Source organism: Photobacterium jeanii, assembly GCF_001650345.1.
Lineage (GTDB): Bacteria > Pseudomonadota > Gammaproteobacteria > Enterobacterales > Vibrionaceae > Photobacterium > Photobacterium jeanii.
This window is the reverse complement of the sequence record NZ_LVHF01000012.1, coordinates 92,047-110,466: the sequence shown is the minus strand read 5'-3', so window position 1 is coordinate 110,466 and position 18,420 is coordinate 92,047. Positions and strand designations below refer to the sequence as shown.

Genomic DNA, 18,420 nt, shown 5'->3' with positions numbered 1-18,420 from the left:
AAAATAATTAAGGATTCACCAAGATATGGCGACTCAAATTCTAAACAAAGGCGTTTCACGCCGTCGCTTCCTATCAGGTATGGTTGCGGCAAGTGCTGCTTCTGTAGTTGGTACAAGCCTTCTAGCTCCACGTCAGGCGCTAGCAGCTTCTGACTCTCAAGCTAAATTCACAGGTGACGTGCTATCTGGCTCTCACTGGGGTGCATTCCGCGCTAAAGTTGTTGACGGTGTTTGGGTAGACACAGTTCCTTTTGAAAAGGACAAAAACCCAACCCACATGATCGACGGTGTTCGTGAAGTAGTTTACAACCCTGCTCGTGTTAAATACCCAATGGTTCGTATCGACTGGCTAAAACAAGGCTACAAGTCTGATACAACGCAACGTGGTGACAACCGCTTCGTGCGTGTGCCATGGTCTCAAGCGCTAGACTTCTTCTACCACGAGATGGAACGCGTTCAAAACAACTACGGTCCAAGTGCACTATACGCAGGTCACACAGGTTGGCAGTCAGTAGGTAAACTACACTCTGCAGGTACTATGATGAGCCGTGCTATCGGTCTTCACGGTACTTACCTTGGTAAGATGGGTGACTACTCAACTGGTGCTGCTCAGGTTGTTCTTCCTTACGTTGCGGGTGCAATGGAAGTTTACGAACAGCAAACATCTTGGCCGCTAGTTCTAGAGCACTCAGATACTATCGTTATCTGGGGTTCTGACCCAATTAAGAACCTGCAAGTAGGTTGGTTGGTTCCTGACCACAGCCCATACGCTTACTACGAGCAACTTGCTGAGAAAGTGAAGAACAAAGAAATCAAAGTTATTCACGTTGATCCAGTACGTTCTCAAACTATGAAGTTTGTTGGTGGTGAGCAGGTTCCTGTAAACCCACAAACAGACGTACCGCTAATGCTTGCTATCGCGCATACGCTGTACACTGAAAACCTATACAACAAAGACTTCGTTGCTGATTACACAACTGGTTTCGACAAGTTCCTTCCTTACCTACAAGGTAAGACTGACGGTATCGAGAAGACACCTGAGTGGGCTGAGAAGATCTGTGGTATCAAAGCTGATGATATCCGTGCACTTGCTCGCCAAATGGCTTCAGGTCGTACACAAATCATCGGTGGCTGGTGTCTACAACGTATGCAGCACGGTGAGCAGTACGCGTGGATGCTAGTTGTTGTTGCCGCTATGCTTGGTCAAATCGGTCTACCTGGTGGTGGTTTCGGTTTCGGCTGGCACTACAACGATGCTGGTTCTATCACTTCTAACGGCCCACTAATGTCTGGCTTTAGCGGTGTGACTGGTGTTGCTCCAATCCACAACGGTTCGTTCAACGGTTACTCAACGTACATCCCTGTTGCACGTTTTGTTGACTGTATCGACAACCCAGGTAAAACCATTCAGTGGAACGGTCACGATGTGAAATTCCCTGAAATGAAGATGGCTATCTTCTGTGGTAACAACCCATTCCACCACCACCAAGATCGTAACAAGATGATCAAAGCGTGGCGTAAGCTGGAAACTGTTGTTTCTATCGACCACCAGTGGACTGCGACTTGTCGTTTCGCTGATATCGTTCTTCCTGCGACTACTACGCACGAACGTCACGACATCGAGCAATACGGTAACCACTCAAACGCAGGTATCATTGCGCTACCTAAAGTAGTTGAGCCAATGTTCGAAGCGAAAGATGACTTCGATATCTTCCGTGACCTATGTCGTCGTTACGACCGTGAAGAAGCATTCACTGGCGGTAAGACACAAATGGAATGGATTGAAGAGATCTACAACGGTGCTCGTCTACAAGGCCGTGGTCTAGGTGTTCGTATGCCTAACTTCAAGAAGTTCTGGGAAGGTGAAGGCTTCATCGACTTCCCTGCTGGTACTGAGTGGGTTCGTCACGAATCATTCCGTAAAGAACCAGATCTAGAGCCTCTAGGTACTGCTTCTGGTCTGATTGAGATCTACTGTAAGACTATCGCAGAAATGGGCTACGATGACTGTCAAGGTCACCCAATGTGGTTCGAGAAGAAAGAACGTAGCCACGGCGGTCCTCGTTCTGACAAGTTCCCTCTGCACCTACAGAGCTGTCACCCGAACCACCGTCTGCACTCGCAGCTATGTTCTTCAACAGAGCTACGTGGTACTTACTCAGTACAAGACCGTGAGCCAATCTACATCAACACTAAAGATGCAGAAGCACGTGGCATTAAAGATGGTGACATCGTTCGCGTATTCAACGACCGTGGTCAAGTGCTGGCTGGTGCTGTTGTTACTGACGATTACTCTCAAGGCGTATGTCGTATCGAAGAAGGTGCATGGTACAGCCCTCTAGAAGGTGGTAAGCCAGGTACAATCTGTACTTACGGTGATCCAAACGTACTAACACAAGACATCGGTTCTTCTAAACTAGCTCAGGCAACTTCTGCGCACTCTGCGATCGTTAACATCGAGAAGTACACAGGCGTTGTTCCAGCAGTTACAGGCTTCCACGGCCCAACTGAAGTAACAGATATCGACCCGCTATTCCCAGCGATGAAGCAAGGCTAAGACTTGCGTTGTGTGGCTCTCAACTGAGCCACACAATAAATCTTAAGGTAGCTGTACGCAGCTACCTTTATTTTTTGACTAAATACTTGTTAGCGGTAACAGTTAACATTAACTCATTGAAGAAAAACCTATTCTCGTATAACGGTTTATGTTTACCTTATAAGCGAATATGTTTTTAGCGAATATGCCCTAGCCTTTCGGCTTCGGTGATACTGTCTTGGAGTAACCATGCAAGAATTTATTGCTTTCAACGAGCAACGTGCTGAAATTTACTGGTGGATGTCTTCACTAATCGCCCGTGAGTTAACCCAACAAGATCTAGATAATTACTTTGGTGGCGAAATGTACACCTTCTTGTCTGGTCTAGGTATGACTGACGAGCTTAAAGCACCAGTTGACGGTTTCCGTGATGCCATCACACGACTACAAAACCGTGAAGATGCGCAACTTGAACTCGCAGCTGATTTCTGTGGCTTATTCCTAAGTACGCCTAAATCCGGCGCTCTACCTTACGCGTCTATCTATTTAGGTAAGTCTGGTCTATTAAACGATAAACCAGCACAAGATATGAATGCGCTATTTAACCAATACGAAATCGCGCAACGTAAAGAATTTAACGAGCCAGCAGATCACCTTGCAATCCAATTGGATTTCTTAGGTAACTTGATCATTCTTGCTAACCAACAACAAGACGATGAGCTACGTGAAGAAGTGATGCAAGCGCAGCTTAAATTCATCGACGAAATGCTAATGTCATGGCTGCCACAGTTTTTGAAAGACTGCCAAGCTCGTGACAAGTTTGGTTTCTATGCCGCAGCGGTTAACCTTTTGGTTGCTTTCTGCCAGCTAGACCAAGCTTTCCTTAAAGGCGAAGAATAATCGAATAATAAGTCCTCGTGCTTTTGAACTTCACCATTCAAATCACGACACTATCTCCCTTGCTGGCAATTGGATTGCCAGCTTTTTTCTTTCTAGGCCCCCACTCTTTTCCCTTGAGATCCTGAGCCTTTCCTTGCTTCAAGCTTTCTCTCAAAGCCTAACTCTCTATACATTCAGCTTACAGTCAAACTCTCTGACACCTCACTGACAATTATGTTTGTGGCTTATTGCATCTTAAAAGCTAATAACAAGCCCAACAAAAGGTAGCCAACATGACTGTACCCACAGATTCGCTTCGCCAGTTCTTCAAACCTTTGTTTGCTGCATTAACCATTGCTGCGTTTTCAATAATCACAACAGTACACGCAAGCCCAGTATCGGCTGACTCTCTTATCGAGCAACAACGAGCAGCAAATAAGGTTGGTGAAATCCAACAAGAGCTAGCGGCAATAAAGCGTGAAGCACTACAAGCTAACCCTGAGCTGCAAAAACAACAGTTAGAATTTGAACGTGCTTTCGAGAATAAAGCTAACCAACTAGGTTATGACCCTGATGCTTTCCTAGTCCGAGCTAAAGAAATCCAGTCAGAAATCCGCTCGGCTGATATCAAGCAAGAAAAGCAACAAGCGCTGATCAAAGAGTTTAATGATGCAAAGGCAGAGCTCGCTGAACAGCGTCATGCCATCATGTCTGATCCTGAGTTAAACAAAATGGAAAGCTCGCTACGTTTAGCCACTATCAATGCTATGACAAAACAAGATCCGAAAACCAAAGCTTTGTTTGATGATCTTGATCGTCTAATTCAACAGATGCGTTAGGTTAAAAACTATTGCTACATACAAATAAAAAGCCCGCCGAACATAATGCTCGGCGGGCTTCATAATTTTTTTGCTAGATGAAAAAGCGTTAAATCTCTACTGCTTCATCCGCTTTTAAACGCATCATGCCTTTGCTGATTTTCACAAACCAAAAACAAATCGCAGCAAAAGAAATACCAGCACCAATGTATGGGATAGCATGACGAATCATGTCAAGAATGCTGCTGTGAACCCAATACTCTGCACCCGCAACCATACCGCTGGTTGTCGCCGCCGTTACACCTAGCACCACAAAAAAAGTAAAGAACAAGAAGAATGTTTTGATGATGGTGTAGTAATGGCTGTAAGTCACGTCATCAGTGCCTTTATTCATTTGATATGCAGAATAAATAATCGCAATGATACCTGAAATCATTAATGTGAAAGGCGTTAGAAAGGTCGCAATATAAGCAAACCAAACACCGTTTCTATTCGTATTTATGGTCATGAGAACAATCCATTTTTGCTAGGTTTTAATGACATAATTATCACACGAAAATTGTGGATTTCAAGAAATTACTACCTATACCTCATAGATTTAGTTCCATAACAGACATGGCATTTTAATGCGTGTTAACATGATGAAAATTCGCTCACAAGGACAGTGGCTTATGACGTCAATTAAGCTTTTTTTCACCCGACGACCTTGGGTACTTTCAATCATCATTATTGCCGTGATCACCTTATGGTTACTATCTGGCATCATGAGTTCACCTTCTGATGATGTTTCCCTCTCCTCCGCTCCAGCTACCGATGCTAAACAAGAGATCCCACTGGCTAAAGTGAAAGTCGATACGGTTCATGCTCAACCAATCACTCGTACTATTTCCCTTTATGGCCGAACGGCACCAGATAGAAAAGCCACACTAGGAGCGGAAGTGTCAGGTAGCGTTGAAAAGCTGTTAATCCGCAAAGGTCAGCGGGTAAAACAAGGTCAAGCTTTGGTGCAATTAAACAAAGCCGACCGTGAGCTGCAACTACAACGTGCGCAAGCCTTATTAAAGGTACGCTCTAAAGAATACAATGCAGCAAAATCACTGCGTGAGCGCGGATTACAAAATGAAGTCGCACTTGTTCAGGCCCAAGCCGCCTTGGTTGAAGCAAAAGCGAGTGTGAAAAATCTAGAATTAGCGCTAGGCAATACTCGCATTCTCGCCCCTTTCGATGGCGTGGTGGAGCTACTCCATGTTGAGCAAGGCGATTATTTGGGCGTGGGCGATCCTGTTGCTGTTGTCGTTGATCTTGATCCTCTGGTTATCACTGCCGATGTCAGTGAACGTCACATCCGCAGCATAAGCCAAGGACAAGCGGCAGATGTAAAACTATCAACTGGTGATAAGCTCAACGCCAAGCTACGCTACAAGGCCAGCATCGCATCTGAGCAAACCAATACTTTCCCAATCGAGCTTGAAGTCCCTAACCCACAGTTCACTTATGCCGCAGGGATTAGCGCAGAAGTTGATTTGATTCTCGCAAGCCAAACAGCAATTAAAGTCACGCCCTCAATGTTAGCTTTGGACGAAACAGGCAACCTTGGCATCAAAACCTTAGGTCTTGATGACAAAGTGGTGTTTGCACCTATCGAAGTCGTTAAGGTTGATCCTGACGCGGTATGGTTAGGCGGGCTTGGCGATAAAGTTGATGTCATTACCGTTGGTCAAGGATTCGTTCGCGATGGTGACACCGTCATTTCAGTAAGAAATACAGGCGGTGAATAATGTACTCAATCATAGAAGCAGCATTAAGTAGAACACGGACCGTTATCACTTTATTGGTGTTAATCCTGATTGCTGGTGGCGCCATGTATCAGGTGATCCCTAAAGAATCTAACCCAGATATCACGATCCCTATTATTTATGTATCGGTTTCTCACCAAGGGATCAGCCCTGAAGATGCCGAGCGTTTACTCGTCCGTCCGTTAGAGAAAGAATTACAATCCATCGAAGGCGTGAAGGAAATGACTTCGACGTCTTCAGAAGGTCACGCCTCGGTGGTGCTCGAATTTAATGCCGGTAGTAACTTAGAACAAGCATTAACGGATGTGCGCGAAGCCGTTGATATCGCCAAAGTAAAACTCCCCGATGACAGCGACGAACCCACGGTCAATGAAATTACGCTTGCTGGTGAACTCCCTGCTTTATCTATGGTGCTTTACGGCACAGTGCCAGAGCGCACCACCATTCAAATCGCCCGCCAGCTACAAGACAAACTCGAAAGCTATCGCCAAGTGCTGGAAGTAGAAATCGTCGGCGATCGCGAAGACGTCGTTGAGATCTTAGTCGAACCGCTACTTATGGAAAGCTATGGCTTAGATCAGAATGATGTTTTCAATCTTGTCTCTCGTAACAACCGTGTTGTGGCTGCTGGCTTTATTGATAGCGGCACAGGACGATTTTCTGTCAAAGTCCCTTCGGTGTTTGATTCGCTCAAAGACATCTTAGAGCTACCAATCAAAGTGGATGGTAGTAAAGTGGTCACCTTTGGTGATATTGCCACTGTACGGCGAGCGTTTCGCGACGCAGACAGCTTTGCTCGTTTAAATGGTCAACCCGCGGTCGCACTCGACGTGAAAAAACGCGCTGGTGAAAACATCATTGAAACGGTCGAGATTGTAAAAGCCGTCATCACTGAAGCACAAAAACAACCAGAGTGGCCTGATAATTTATTGGTCGAGTACACCCTTGATAGCTCTAAAGACGTCAAGATGATGCTCAATGACCTGCAAAACAACATCTTATCAGCCATCATTCTGGTGGTTGTGGTGATCCTCGCTATCCTAGGTTCGCGAACCGCTATTTTGGTCGGTATTTCAATACCAGGCTCTTTCCTTACAGGGCTCTTAGTTCTTGCGGTCAGTGGCGTGACGGTTAACAACATGGTGCTGTTTTCTTTCATCATGGCTGTCGGTATGTTGGTCGATGGTGCCATTGTGGTTACCGAATATGCTGAGCGCCGAATGCAAGAAAACATCCCACGTAGCCAAGCCTACCGTGAGGCAGCAAAACGAATGGCTTGGCCGATCACCGCATCAACAGCCACTACCCTTGCCGCCTTTGGTCCACTGCTATTTTGGCCTGACACCACCGGCGAATTCATGCGTTATCTGCCATTAACCCTGATTGCGGTACTTACCGCTTCACTGGTCATGGCATTGGTATTTGTGCCAGTGCTTGGTAGCGTTATCGGTAAACCACAATACGTCAGTCAGCAAGATCAACAGCGGAAAATTGCACTCGAAAATGGCGATTTTTCACAAGCCACTGGGATCACTAAGCTATACCTTAATACCCTAGCGACCGTCATTAAGCACCCGCTCAAGATACTGCTGTCGGCGTTTATCCTCGCTGGTGTCATTGGATACAGCTATAGCGTGGCAGGCTTAGGGGCGGTGTTCTTCCCAGATGTCGATCCTCCCCACTTCACCTTAAAAGCACGTTCTCACGGCGATCTCTCGATCTACGAAAAAGATGCCTTAATGAAAAGCATCGAACAACGCGTGCTTAACGCTGAAGGTATTGAAAGCATCTATACCAAAACTGGCGGTAAAGATGAAATCGGGCAAATTCAATTTAACCCATACGATTGGCAATACCGCCCGCCAATCAAAGAGATTATCGCTGAACTGCGTGAAAAGACCGCTGATCTTGCAGGTGTTGAGTTAGAGTTTAAATTCCCAGAAGCGGGTCCGCCAAGCGATCATGATGTAGTGATTGAGATCGCTGCTCGTGATAATAGTCAGCTACAACCAGCGGTTATTAAGGTACGTAATTGGCTTGAATCGAACGCTGCTTTCACCAACATTTCTGACACAGGAAATAAACCGGGGATTGATTGGGAAATCAACATCAAGCGTGACGACGCCGCCCGCTTCGGCGCTGATGCCACTTTGGTTGGTAATACCGTTCAATTCGTCACAAACGGTTTGAAAATTGGTGAGTACTTACCTGACGATACCGATGATGAAGTTGATATCTTAGTCAGATACCCAGAGAACGAACGGGATATTGGTCGCTTCGATGAGCTAAGAGTAAAAACACTGTACGGCCTGATCCCAATGACCAACTTTGCACAAGTGAAGCCTTCACCAAAGCAAAACAGCATTCACCACACAAATGCTCGTCGAGTGCTTGAAGTGAAAGCCGATATGGCACCGGGTTATAACCTCAGTCTTGAGCTTCCTAAAATTGAAACTGCGCTTCAGCAGTTAGATTTAGGCAATACAGTGACCGCCGATGTTCGTGGTAAAAATGAAGAACAAAACAAATCTTCAAACTTCCTACAATGGGCATTTATGGTGGCGCTTGCTGTGATGGGGCTGATATTAATTACTCAGTTCAACAGCTTCTACCAAGCGTTCCTTATCTTGAGCGCAGTGCTGTTCTCAACCGTTGGTGTGTTCCTTGGCTTACTCGTATTCCAACGCCCATTTGGCATTGTCATGTCAGGTATTGGTGTCATTGCATTAGCGGGGATTGTGGTAAATAACAATATCGTCTTAATCGATACGTTTAACCAACTTCGCAAACGGGGTTACGATAAAGTCACCGCCATCATGCACACAGGGGCGCAACGTTTACGCCCTGTATTACTGACGACGGTAACAACCATATTAGGTCTGATGCCTATGGTGTTGGAAATGAACATCGACCTTATCAATCGCCATGTGGAATTTGGGGCGCCGAGTACCCAATGGTGGTCGCAACTTGCCACTGCTGTCGCAGGCGGGTTGGCGTTTGCCACTATGCTGACGCTCATTCTCACCCCGTGTTTGTTAATGCTGGGGCGTGATAGCGCAAACGACCATTCACGCAAAGCAGCAGAGAGTAAAGAAGAAACAGAAGGCCCACACGAGGCGTTAACACAGGTTCAACCCAAGAATCAGGCTCTGACGCCAGAGGTAAGCGAAGCCTAGACTAGCCGTAGCCTCCAGCAAAATAAAAGCCAGCAATTAACGTCATTGCTGGCTTTCTTTTATGCGCGAATTACACTCAATAATTATAGCTTTTCAGTTGGCGATTCCACTTCACTGCCATCTTTGATTCGACGGTGACCTTCGGTCAGGTGAACAAAATCAACCAAATCATCACCAGATACTTGGAATGCTTGACCAAAGCCTTTTACAAACAGACCTTGCGTTGGAGCTAGGCGGAACATTTTGAAATCTTCCAAACCACTCAGACCATCAATGATCTCACCAAAACGTGTTTTCAAACCTGCCACAGCTTCTGCCCAACGTTCAGTCTCACGCTCGACCACAGAAACATCCGCTTCAAAAGTTAGTCGTTTACGAGCGTACAGTGTTTTTGCTGTGCCTTCATCTTCAATCATCATCAAAGACACTTGTGGGTTTTCCAATAGGTTACGCGCATGACGAGCAATTTGGCTGATCAGTACGTAGTAACCATCATCAAGTAAAGCAAATGGCGCATAACTTACATTTGGCTTGCCATCTGCATCAACCGTTGCCAGTTGTAGCGTAAGGCAAGACTCACGAAACTCTTTAATCTCTGGACCTAAACGATTCTGTAAGCGCTCTTGTTTAACCTGACTCATCCTATATCTCCTAAGCTTTTATAACCATTCCATCGATTATCGAATCATTATTACGTTTTGATGGAATTGGGTGTTGCACCGCACCGTGAGCAATACGGTGCGGGTTGTATGTTATTTTAAAAACGTCTGTTTTAGCTGTACTGCTGTTTTAGTTGGTTAAATTTCTCAATTTGTTCTGGGAACAGCTGACGTTTTTTATCACGACCAAGGTACACCTTAAATACGCATTCGCCTTGCTCAGCAAAAAAGCCAATGAAGTAACTTTCTTGCCCCATAAATGGCTTACTTACTAACGCAATGTCCGTTACTAAATCTAAGCGTAAGTGACCATGTAGCTCACCATCTTTACCCATCAAATTGTAGTAACCACGCGCTTCTTTACCTTTCGGGAATGGCGCTTTTACTTCAAAAATCGAGCCCATCGAGTGTACGATTGTTGTAACCGGGCCCCATGATGGTAAGTCTTCTAAAATAGTTTTAGCCAATTCGCCAGAAATGCGTTGTTGCAGTTCTTGTGGGAAGGCAAAGATCACTTCACCTTCAGTGATCTCTAATGTTTGAGCAATCGCGCCAGCGTGAAGCTTTGGATCTTCAGCCAAAATTGCCGCAACTTGTTCTTTTACGATCTCAAATGATTTTGATGCGTACACAGTCGTCTCTCTTCTTTATACTTTTTTACCAACAACACAAGCCTAAATACTTACGCTGCTTGCTGAACTTGAATATGAGGTAGCAGCTGAATCATGGCTTGGGCCATAGTTACGGCCCAAAATTGCCCTGCTAACGTCAAAGTTAAATATTGATCTTCAAGCTTAGCTAAACCATTAACCTGCCAAGCTTCAAACAATGGCTTACACGCATTAAACACGTCGTAACCCGCAGCACTATTTACTTCGAACGCTGACACAACCCCGCGATCAAAATTCGCTTTAATGCTGGCGTTAATTGCAGCTTGAGGTGATGACTTAGTTACCATCATCAAAGGTAGATCGCCGTTATTAATGGTTTCGATATATTTATCCAACGTACGATGCTGCATGAAACCATAACCACCAAGATTACCGCCCGCACCTGCGCCTAGCGGTAAAACTTCTGCCGAGGTTTTTGCCAAGCTGTTGTACAAGCTGCGCTCACGATTATCACGCGCCCAGTGGTTAACACTTAGGCGACGAAGGTGATGCTTATCCATAAATGCCGCGCCATACTCAAACATGGTCGCTTTAGTTGCGGTATCAGCTGGCATAGGCAATTTGCCTTTTTCGATCATCCCTTTCATTGGTGTGCCGCCCATTTCGATCAATTGATAAAGATCGACACCATGAGCGCCACTTTCTAAAAAGTCCGCTAAATCCTGTTGCCATACTTCAAGGTCTTGGAAAGGCAATCCATAAAGCAAATCGATCACAATTGGCGCAGCATCAGTCGCGCTCAATTCTTGAACACGCTTAAGTACCACTTCTCTGTCATCTAGGCGTTTTGCTTTACGGCGCACTTGAGTATCAAAGCTTTGAATACCGAAAGAAAAGCGATTGAAACCACCTTCGAGAGCAGATTCGAAAAGCTCATCGGTGAAGCGATTAATACGCCCTTCAAGGGTTAACTCACAATCTGGCGTTAACGGGAAATGCTGACGGATCATTTGGCCTAGCGTCTTTATTTGCGCTGGCGATAAATCCGTTGGTGTACCACCACCAATATAAACCGCATGAAATGGCGCAGCTTGTGTCCAAGGCATCGCAGCTTTGGTTTTTAACTCAACCATTAGAGCAGCGAAGTAATCTTCAATCAGTTGTTGGCTTGAAGCATACTGAAAGAAATTACAGTAAGTACAACGCACACGACAAAATGGCACGTGTACATACAAGCAACGCTTACCTTTCGCGCCTTGGGCATTATTCAATACTTGATTTGCAACGGATTGATGCTGCTCAGCATCAACCATACTTGCACCACCACCAGCATGCGCTGAACGCTTTTGCGCAAAGGCATAACGCAACGGATCAGGTGTAGCAATACCAACAGCCTCAGGTGTTAGTAATGTTGAGTCTAAAGGCTCGACTGTTTGAAATCTCTGTTTCATAACGTTTTGCTGGGTCTCCCCAACCTCTTTGGCAACGAGCAACGCCTTCATACTTTCTAATCAAGCTATTGATTAGAAAGGTATTAACAACGTGCTCTATCAATCTGGGTGCACCCATCATTGAACCATCAAGACAGGCTTACACCGTCATAGTGTTGAGCTTGTGACAGACTGACTAATTTCCAGCCACTTTAGAGCAGACAGCATGTCGTTTTGTATAAGTAAAGTTATGCTGCTATCTCTTTGTTTTTTATGATGTAAGCGAATGTTCGCTTAGTGGTCTGGCTTGTTTGTGTAGGCATCATATTCAGACTCAAATAATATTGCAAATGATAATTGATATTATTCGCCTTTCGTGGATAATGGATTTCATTCGAACAAATGACGTAGTTGATATAACACTCAACGACGACATCAAGACTGCGATAACTCAGCGAGTAAACCAGTGAACATTAAGCGATACATATTAGCGGGATCAGCGTCGATCCTTTTTCATACCATCATCTTCTCTGCGGTGCCGACTAAAACCGTTATGGCAATGCCTGTCGGCGCAGAGTCTACGCGTGTGTCCTTAAATCTTGTTTCTGTTCCGCAACCTAAACCGCAACCTGTACAAGAAGTGACTCCGACACCTCAACCGGAAGTGAAGCCCGTTGTTAAAAAGCAACCAGTTCAAACCAAACAAAAAAAACTAGTGAAGAAAAAGGTTAAGACCCAAAAAGAAGTCGCACCGAAAAAGACGCCTCCAAAGCCTACGCCAAAACCTGAACCGAGAAAGGTCGTCAAAAAAGAAACGAAGCCCGTTAAAAAGAAAGTAGAGAAAACCGTTAAATCAACGGCTGAACAGTCGAAACCACAAGTGAAAAATCAGGCTTCTTCAGGGGTAAATAGCCAACCTAAATTGGTATCTCAACCTACGTTTGCAACGCGCCCTAGTCCAGTGCAGTACCCACGCATAGCAAAACGACGTGGTATTGAAGGACAAGTTCTGGTTGAAATTTGGATTGATAGCTCAGGTAAACAAGTTAAACAACGCTTGATTAAATCATCAGGCGCTAACGTTCTTGATGACGCTGCTATTGCAGCAATTAAAGACTGGAAGTTTTCTTCCCATATTATTGACGGGCAAGCCATTGCCCACCGTGTACAAATTCCTGTTCGTTTCAAGTTGGATTAAGTTATGAACGCGCTTACCACCTACCTAGACCAATTTGGTCTTATGGCATGGCCTTTATTTTTCTGTTCTGCAATGACCTTAATGATTCTGCTTGAACGCAGTATCCAAGTTTTACTCTGCACAGGTGTTGGTCACTCAAAAATCAATGCACTTCTTGCAATGCAAGATCGCCATAACGAAAGCCAACTCGATCAACTGGCAACCGATTTAAAAACAAAGCGCCCTTTGCTTTATAAGGGTGTGGCAATGCTGATTGCTCATCGTCATTTTGATAAACCACTGCGCGAAGATGCAGCAGGTATTTGGCTACAACAAAAACGTAAACAACTTCGTGCTGGATTACGTTTCTTAGCGTTAATCGGTGTGATCAGCCCGTTGCTTGGCCTACTGGGCACAGTGTTGGGTTTGATTGAGATGTTTAAAGGTATTGCAGCATCTTCTGGTGCGGTAACACCCAATGATCTTGCTGATGGTCTAGGACTTGCGATGCGAACAACTGCAGCAGGTTTGATCATCGCCCTGCCTGCGATTACTGGCGCACAGCTACTGGGCCTATGGGCAGATAACGTGACAGCAAAGCTAGAGCATTCGCTTAACCACTGTAACTTGTGGATCGAAGGAATTAACCTCAACGCAGAGACCCCAACATCAGTAACCAAGCACATGACAGCCGATGCAAAAATGCCTGAGGCTAGCGCATGATCCGAACCAATAACCAAGCCAGGGATGCCGATGAGTTAAAACCAGACTTAACACCACTGCTCGATATTATTTTCATTGTCATGGTGTTCTTGTTACTTACCGCCAGCGTGAAAATCCAATCTTTGGATGTTGACCTACCGCAAACCAGTACCGAAGTGTTGGAAGAAACCCAAGCGGATCCCATCACCATTAACTTACTTGCAAAAGCACCTTACTGGGCTTTGCAAGGTGAAGAGTCAGAAGATTGGGAAAGCTTTGAAACCGATCTGATAACTCAGGTCAAAGCAAATCCAAACAAACCGATTGTGATTGGTGCAGATAAAGGCGCGTCTGTTGAACAGATGCTCAAGCTATTGGCGCTACTTCAACAACATCAAATCAAAGCAACTCAACTACTAATGGAAGAGGAAAAATAATGAAACGCTTAGTGCTTGCCACAACACTTTTACTTGCAACAACAAACAGTTGGGCGAACGAGCGAATTATCAGCGCAGGCTCTGCCATTACTGAGTTGATTAACGCTATGGGCGCACAAAACCAAGTCGTTGCTGTAGATGCCACCAGCCGCTCGATGGTAAGCAACGACATTCCCAAGCTCGGCTACCATCGAGCATTGTCTGCTGAAAGCCTTATCGCCCTAACGCCAACTCGCATTTTAGGTTCAGAAGAAATGGGTCCCAAAACCACGTTAGATATGGTTAAGCAAGCTGGGATTGAAATTGATATCGTCAATTCAGGCGAAACCGTAACGGATCTCTTAAAGCGTATCGACACCATTAGCCGTATCACAGGTAAAGAAAGCGAAGCAGTTAACCTAAAACAAAAGGTTAACCAGCAAGTCGCTAACATCAAGGCTAATAACCAAAGTGTAAAGCAGCCAATCCGCGTACTGTTTCTATCAATCCATGAAGGTCGCCCTGCTACCGTTGGTGGTAATAACACAACTGCAGATACAGTGATCCGCCTTGCGGGTGCTGTTAACCCAGCAGCAGCGCAAATCGAATCTTACAAACCGATTTCTACCGAAGCAATGGTTGAGATGCAGCCAGATGTGATCATGCTAAGTAGCCGTACTTACAACAGCATTGGTCAAGCTGACGGCTTACTAGAAAAAATGCCACTGCTTGCAGCAACGCCTGCGGGTGCAAAAAAAGCGGTGGTAGTGATTGATGGTACCGCACTGATTGGCGGGCTAGGTCTAAAGAGCCTCAGCGAGGCTGAGCGCCTAAACCAAGTTTTCTACCCTTAATTAACTCATTATCTCCCCTGTTTATTTAGTGTCATTATGCAGTTGCACAGATTACCAACAAAAATTGTTTTCCCTGTCGGGCTAAGCATATTACTACTGGCGGTTGTTACATCCGTTATTGTCGGCCCAATGGCGATCTCCTTTGGACAGAGCCTTAAAGCCCTGACGCCGTGGCAAAATGAATTGCCTGCGCATATTCAAATTGTGATTCATCAAATTCGTCTGCCACGCACCTTATTGTGTATCGCTATTGGCGCTATTTTGGCAATTTGTGGTGCTGTAATGCAGGGGCTATTTAGAAACCCACTAGCCGATCCTGGCATCATAGGTGTATCCGGTGGTGCCAGCTTAGGTGCAGCATTAGCTATTGTGCTATTTGGCTCGTTATCCGCAAGCTTTCCAATTCTATTAACCTTAGGCACAGTGCCAATCATGGCATTTATTGGTGGTGCTGCCAGCACTTGGCTAGTGTACCAACTGGGTACCAGCAAGCATGGCACATCGGTCACCGTGATGTTATTGGCCGGTGTCGCTATTGGCGCACTTTCTGGCGCTGCGCTAGGTCTAATGAACTATCTGGCGGACGATCAGGCACTTCGTGATTTAGCACTCTGGTCTATGGGCTCTCTTGCCGGGGCGACTTGGCCGGGTATTGCCCTCGCCTTCTCGACCTTAGGTCTATTACTGTGGCTGTTTGATCGTCAAGCAAATGCGCTTAACGCATTCTTACTTGGTGAAGCCGAAGCTAAACACATGGGCGTGAATGTCCAAGGACTTAAACGCAGCTTAATATTACTGTGTGCCGCAGGCGTTGGCGTTTGTGTTTCGCTAACCGGTGTTATTGGCTTTATTGGTCTGATTATTCCTCACTTAGGCCGCATGCTTACCGGACCTAACCACAAGACTTTGATCCCGTTATCTGCATTACTGGGCGCGCTAATTCTACTGGTTGCCGATATGGTAGCGCGCGTTATTGCAGCTCCTGCTGAACTTCCTGTTGGTATTATTACTGCATTACTGGGTGCGCCATTCTTTATCTTCTTATTAGTTAAACAAAAAGGACGCCTATCATGATTGCGGCTGAAAAACACGTTGCCATTTCAGCCCAAGGTCTGAACCTATCTTTAGGTGGTAAAACATTGCTGGATAACTTCGCTATCGATATTCATCATGGCGAAATTACCGCTCTACTTGGTCCTAACGGTGCTGGTAAAAGTACCCTGCTAAAGGTGCTTTGCGGTGAGCTTGAAGCCGGTGGAAAAATTAACTTACTAGATAAACCTCAAAACGAGTGGCAACCTCGTCAACTAGCCAAATATTTAGGTGTATTACCTCAGCACAGTAGCTTAAGTTTCGCTTTCACAGCACAAGAAGTTGCCGAACTGGGTGGGCTGCCATTATCACTCACCAAACGCGATTCTAAAGTTATAGCGACTGAAATGATGGAAAAGACAGACGTGACATCGCTATCATCACGTTTATACCCATCACTCTCTGGTGGTGAAAAGCAGCGAGTGCATTTTGCAAGGGTATTAACCCAGCTAAGTAAAGCCGACGATAAAGCAATTTTAATGCTGGATGAGCCAACTTCAGCGCTTGATCTTGCCCATCAACATAAGACGCTACAAATCGCCCAAGAAATGGCGGCACAAGGTGCAGCTGTGATTATCGTATTGCACGACTTAAACTTAGCGGCGCAATATGCTGATAGGCTTGTTATCGTCAATCAAGGTAAAATTCAAGCAGATGGCGATGCATGGCAAGCACTTAATCCTCAAACTATTGAGCGAGTTTATGGTTGGCCTGTCACAGTGACTTCTCACCCTGTGAATGATCACCCCGTCATTCTTTAAAGCAAATCATTACTTCTATCATTAAACGCCTGTATGATGCGCATCAGAAATATTGAGACATACTCTGATTGATCTAATCACAGGCGTTAACAACCCTCTCTCAAGCAAATGCATAAAGGTGCATCAATTTTCTAATGTTTACATTATTAATGTTGATGTTTATCAAGTATTGCCACCTTGAGGCACAGAAACGTTGCACTGTGCGCTACACTCAGTAAAATGTGAACGCAAGCGATTAACAATGTAACGCGATTTTAAAGATCAATAGAAAAGCCGCTCATCAGAGAAGCGGCTTTTAGCGTTTATATCGCGCTGAATAAATACACTCGAAAGAGTCATTAGGTGATGAACCTAACGTACGGATTGAAATTAGGCTGGCACAGAAAGCAAAAGTTAGCGTATGTATATCCGTAGAATTAATTAAAACTATTATTAGAAGAATAACTATGGCAACGATTAAAGATGTTGCACGTATGGCTGGCGTATCAACTACAACAGTCTCTCACGTGATTAACAAAACCCGTTTTGTCGCAGAAGCCACGCAAAAGAAAGTGCTGGCTGCCGTTGATGAATTAAACTACGCACCAAGTGCTGTAGCGCGTAGCTTGAAATGTAACACAACTCGCACTATTGGTATGTTGGTAACAAAATCAACCAACCCATTCTTCGCGGAAGTGGTTCATGGTGTTGAGGAATACTGTTACAAAGAAGGTTACACCCTAATCCTGTGTAACACTGAAGGTAACCTATCTAAACAGCGTGATTACCTACGCATGCTTGCTGAAAAGCGTGTTGATGGCTTGCTAGTGATGTGTTCTGACCTTGATGATCAACTACTTGAACTTCTAGAACGCCAAAAAGACATGCCTCGCGTAGTCATGTGGGGACCAGAAACACCACAAACTGACCGTATTAAAGATAATGCTGAAGTGGGCGGTTACGTTGCCATTAAGCACTTTATTGAAAATGGTCACACTAAGATTGGCTGTCTGTCTGGCGATCACAACAAGCTGACTTGTAAAGAACGCTTGAAAGGTTTTGAGCGCGCGATGAATGAAGCTGGCCTAGAGATTAATCCTGAGTGGATTATCGAAGGTGATTTCGAGTGTGAAACCGCAGCAAAAGCGACAGAACGCTTCATTGCGATGGAAGATCGTCCTACTGCTATCTTCTGTTTTAACGACATTATGGCAATGTCAATGATCAGTACTTTTGTTCAACATGGAATTCGAGTTCCTGAAGATGTATCGATTATTGGCTACGACAACATCGAACTTGCACCGTACTTTTCGCCACCTTTAACTACAATCCACCAGCCTAAACGCCGCCTTGGTAAAACAGCTGTTGAGATTCTGATGGAGCGAGTAAAAGACAAAAAACACGACAACCGCGTGTTCGAGATGTCACCTGAACTTGTTATCCGTAAGTCTGTGCATAAATTGAATTAATAATTCTTTAATTTGCTTAAATTTCAAAGGCCAACGATATCACTATCGTTGGCCTTTTTTCTTAT

The 18,420-nt window shown here is 45.1% G+C and carries 16 protein-coding genes; 12 read left to right on the top strand and 4 right to left on the bottom strand.

Annotated features, from left to right (window positions below):
- The first annotated feature begins 25 nt into the window (after window positions 1-25).
- The 3 genes from torA (at window position 26) to A3K86_RS01935 (ending at window position 4,254) form a co-directional block, all read left to right on the top strand.
- The gene (gene torA, locus A3K86_RS01945; protein ID WP_068326877.1) at window positions 26-2,557 is read left to right on the top strand and encodes a trimethylamine-N-oxide reductase TorA; all 2,532 of its coding nucleotides are present in this window, start codon (window positions 26-28) and stop codon (window positions 2,555-2,557) included.
- Between the two features lie 228 nt (window positions 2,558-2,785).
- Entirely contained in the window at window positions 2,786-3,436 is a 651-nt protein-coding gene (gene torD / locus A3K86_RS01940; RefSeq protein ID WP_068326874.1) for a molecular chaperone TorD, read from the top strand.
- Between the two features lie 272 nt (window positions 3,437-3,708).
- Window positions 3,709-4,254, top strand: a complete 546-nt coding sequence (locus A3K86_RS01935) for a hypothetical protein (RefSeq protein ID WP_068326871.1) — start codon at window positions 3,709-3,711, stop codon at window positions 4,252-4,254.
- Window positions 4,255-4,342: 88 nt separating this feature from the next.
- Here A3K86_RS01935 and A3K86_RS01930 read toward each other — a convergent pair whose 3' ends face one another.
- The gene (locus A3K86_RS01930; RefSeq protein ID WP_068326868.1) at window positions 4,343-4,741 is read right to left on the bottom strand and encodes a hypothetical protein; all 399 of its coding nucleotides are present in this window, start codon (window positions 4,739-4,741) and stop codon (window positions 4,343-4,345) included.
- 163 nt (window positions 4,742-4,904) lie between these two features.
- On the opposite strand from A3K86_RS01930, the gene A3K86_RS01925 reads away from it, so the two are divergent.
- Window positions 4,905-6,011, top strand: a complete 1,107-nt coding sequence (locus A3K86_RS01925; protein WP_068330122.1) for an efflux RND transporter periplasmic adaptor subunit — start codon at window positions 4,905-4,907, stop codon at window positions 6,009-6,011.
- On the top strand, window positions 6,011-9,205 hold the full coding sequence (locus A3K86_RS01920) for an efflux RND transporter permease subunit (protein ID WP_084406466.1): 3,195 nt from the start codon (window positions 6,011-6,013) through the stop codon (window positions 9,203-9,205). Before A3K86_RS01925 ends, A3K86_RS01920 begins: the two co-directional genes overlap by 1 nt.
- 83 nt (window positions 9,206-9,288) lie before the next feature.
- Here the strand turns inward: A3K86_RS01920 and hutZ are convergent, their stop codons facing one another.
- From hutZ to hutW, 3 genes are all read right to left on the bottom strand, one after another.
- Entirely contained in the window at window positions 9,289-9,846 is a 558-nt protein-coding gene (gene hutZ, locus A3K86_RS01915; protein WP_068326865.1) for a heme utilization protein HutZ, read from the bottom strand.
- A 131-nt stretch (window positions 9,847-9,977) separates the two neighbouring features.
- A complete protein-coding gene (gene hutX, locus A3K86_RS01910; protein ID WP_068326861.1) occupies window positions 9,978-10,496 on the bottom strand; it encodes a heme utilization cystosolic carrier protein HutX in 519 nt (172 codons plus the stop codon).
- 50 nt (window positions 10,497-10,546) lie between these two features.
- Window positions 10,547-11,926 (bottom strand): heme anaerobic degradation radical SAM methyltransferase ChuW/HutW, encoded by a 1,380-nt coding sequence (gene hutW, locus A3K86_RS01905; protein ID WP_068330119.1) that lies wholly within the window; start codon window positions 11,924-11,926, stop codon window positions 10,547-10,549.
- Between the two features lie 445 nt (window positions 11,927-12,371).
- Here hutW and A3K86_RS01900 point away from each other — a divergent pair, with 445 nt between their 5' ends.
- The 7 genes from A3K86_RS01900 to A3K86_RS01870 all read left to right on the top strand — a co-directional run bounded on the left by A3K86_RS01900 (window position 12,372) and on the right by A3K86_RS01870 (window position 18,355).
- On the top strand, window positions 12,372-13,103 hold the full coding sequence (locus A3K86_RS01900; protein ID WP_068326858.1) for an energy transducer TonB: 732 nt from the start codon (window positions 12,372-12,374) through the stop codon (window positions 13,101-13,103).
- Window positions 13,104-13,106: 3 nt separating this feature from the next.
- Entirely contained in the window at window positions 13,107-13,805 is a 699-nt protein-coding gene (locus A3K86_RS01895) for a MotA/TolQ/ExbB proton channel family protein (RefSeq protein WP_068326854.1), read from the top strand.
- A complete protein-coding gene (locus A3K86_RS01890) occupies window positions 13,802-14,221 on the top strand; it encodes an ExbD/TolR family protein (RefSeq protein WP_068326851.1) in 420 nt (139 codons plus the stop codon). Before A3K86_RS01895 ends, A3K86_RS01890 begins: the two co-directional genes overlap by 4 nt.
- Complete coding sequence (locus tag A3K86_RS01885) at window positions 14,221-15,054, top strand: heme/hemin ABC transporter substrate-binding protein (RefSeq protein ID WP_068326849.1); 834 nt, start codon at window positions 14,221-14,223, stop codon at window positions 15,052-15,054. Before A3K86_RS01890 ends, A3K86_RS01885 begins: the two co-directional genes overlap by 1 nt.
- 36 nt (window positions 15,055-15,090) lie before the next feature.
- Complete coding sequence (locus A3K86_RS01880) at window positions 15,091-16,128, top strand: FecCD family ABC transporter permease (RefSeq protein WP_068326847.1); 1,038 nt, start codon at window positions 15,091-15,093, stop codon at window positions 16,126-16,128.
- Window positions 16,125-16,907 carry a heme ABC transporter ATP-binding protein gene (locus tag A3K86_RS01875; protein ID WP_068326844.1) on the top strand — a complete coding sequence of 261 codons (783 nt, stop codon included), beginning with the start codon at window positions 16,125-16,127 and terminating at the stop codon, window positions 16,905-16,907. The genes A3K86_RS01880 and A3K86_RS01875 overlap by 4 nt, the downstream gene beginning before the upstream one ends.
- Before the next feature lie 446 nt (window positions 16,908-17,353).
- Complete coding sequence (locus A3K86_RS01870) at window positions 17,354-18,355, top strand: substrate-binding domain-containing protein (RefSeq protein ID WP_068326841.1); 1,002 nt, start codon at window positions 17,354-17,356, stop codon at window positions 18,353-18,355.
- Window positions 18,356-18,420: the final 65 nt, after the last annotated feature.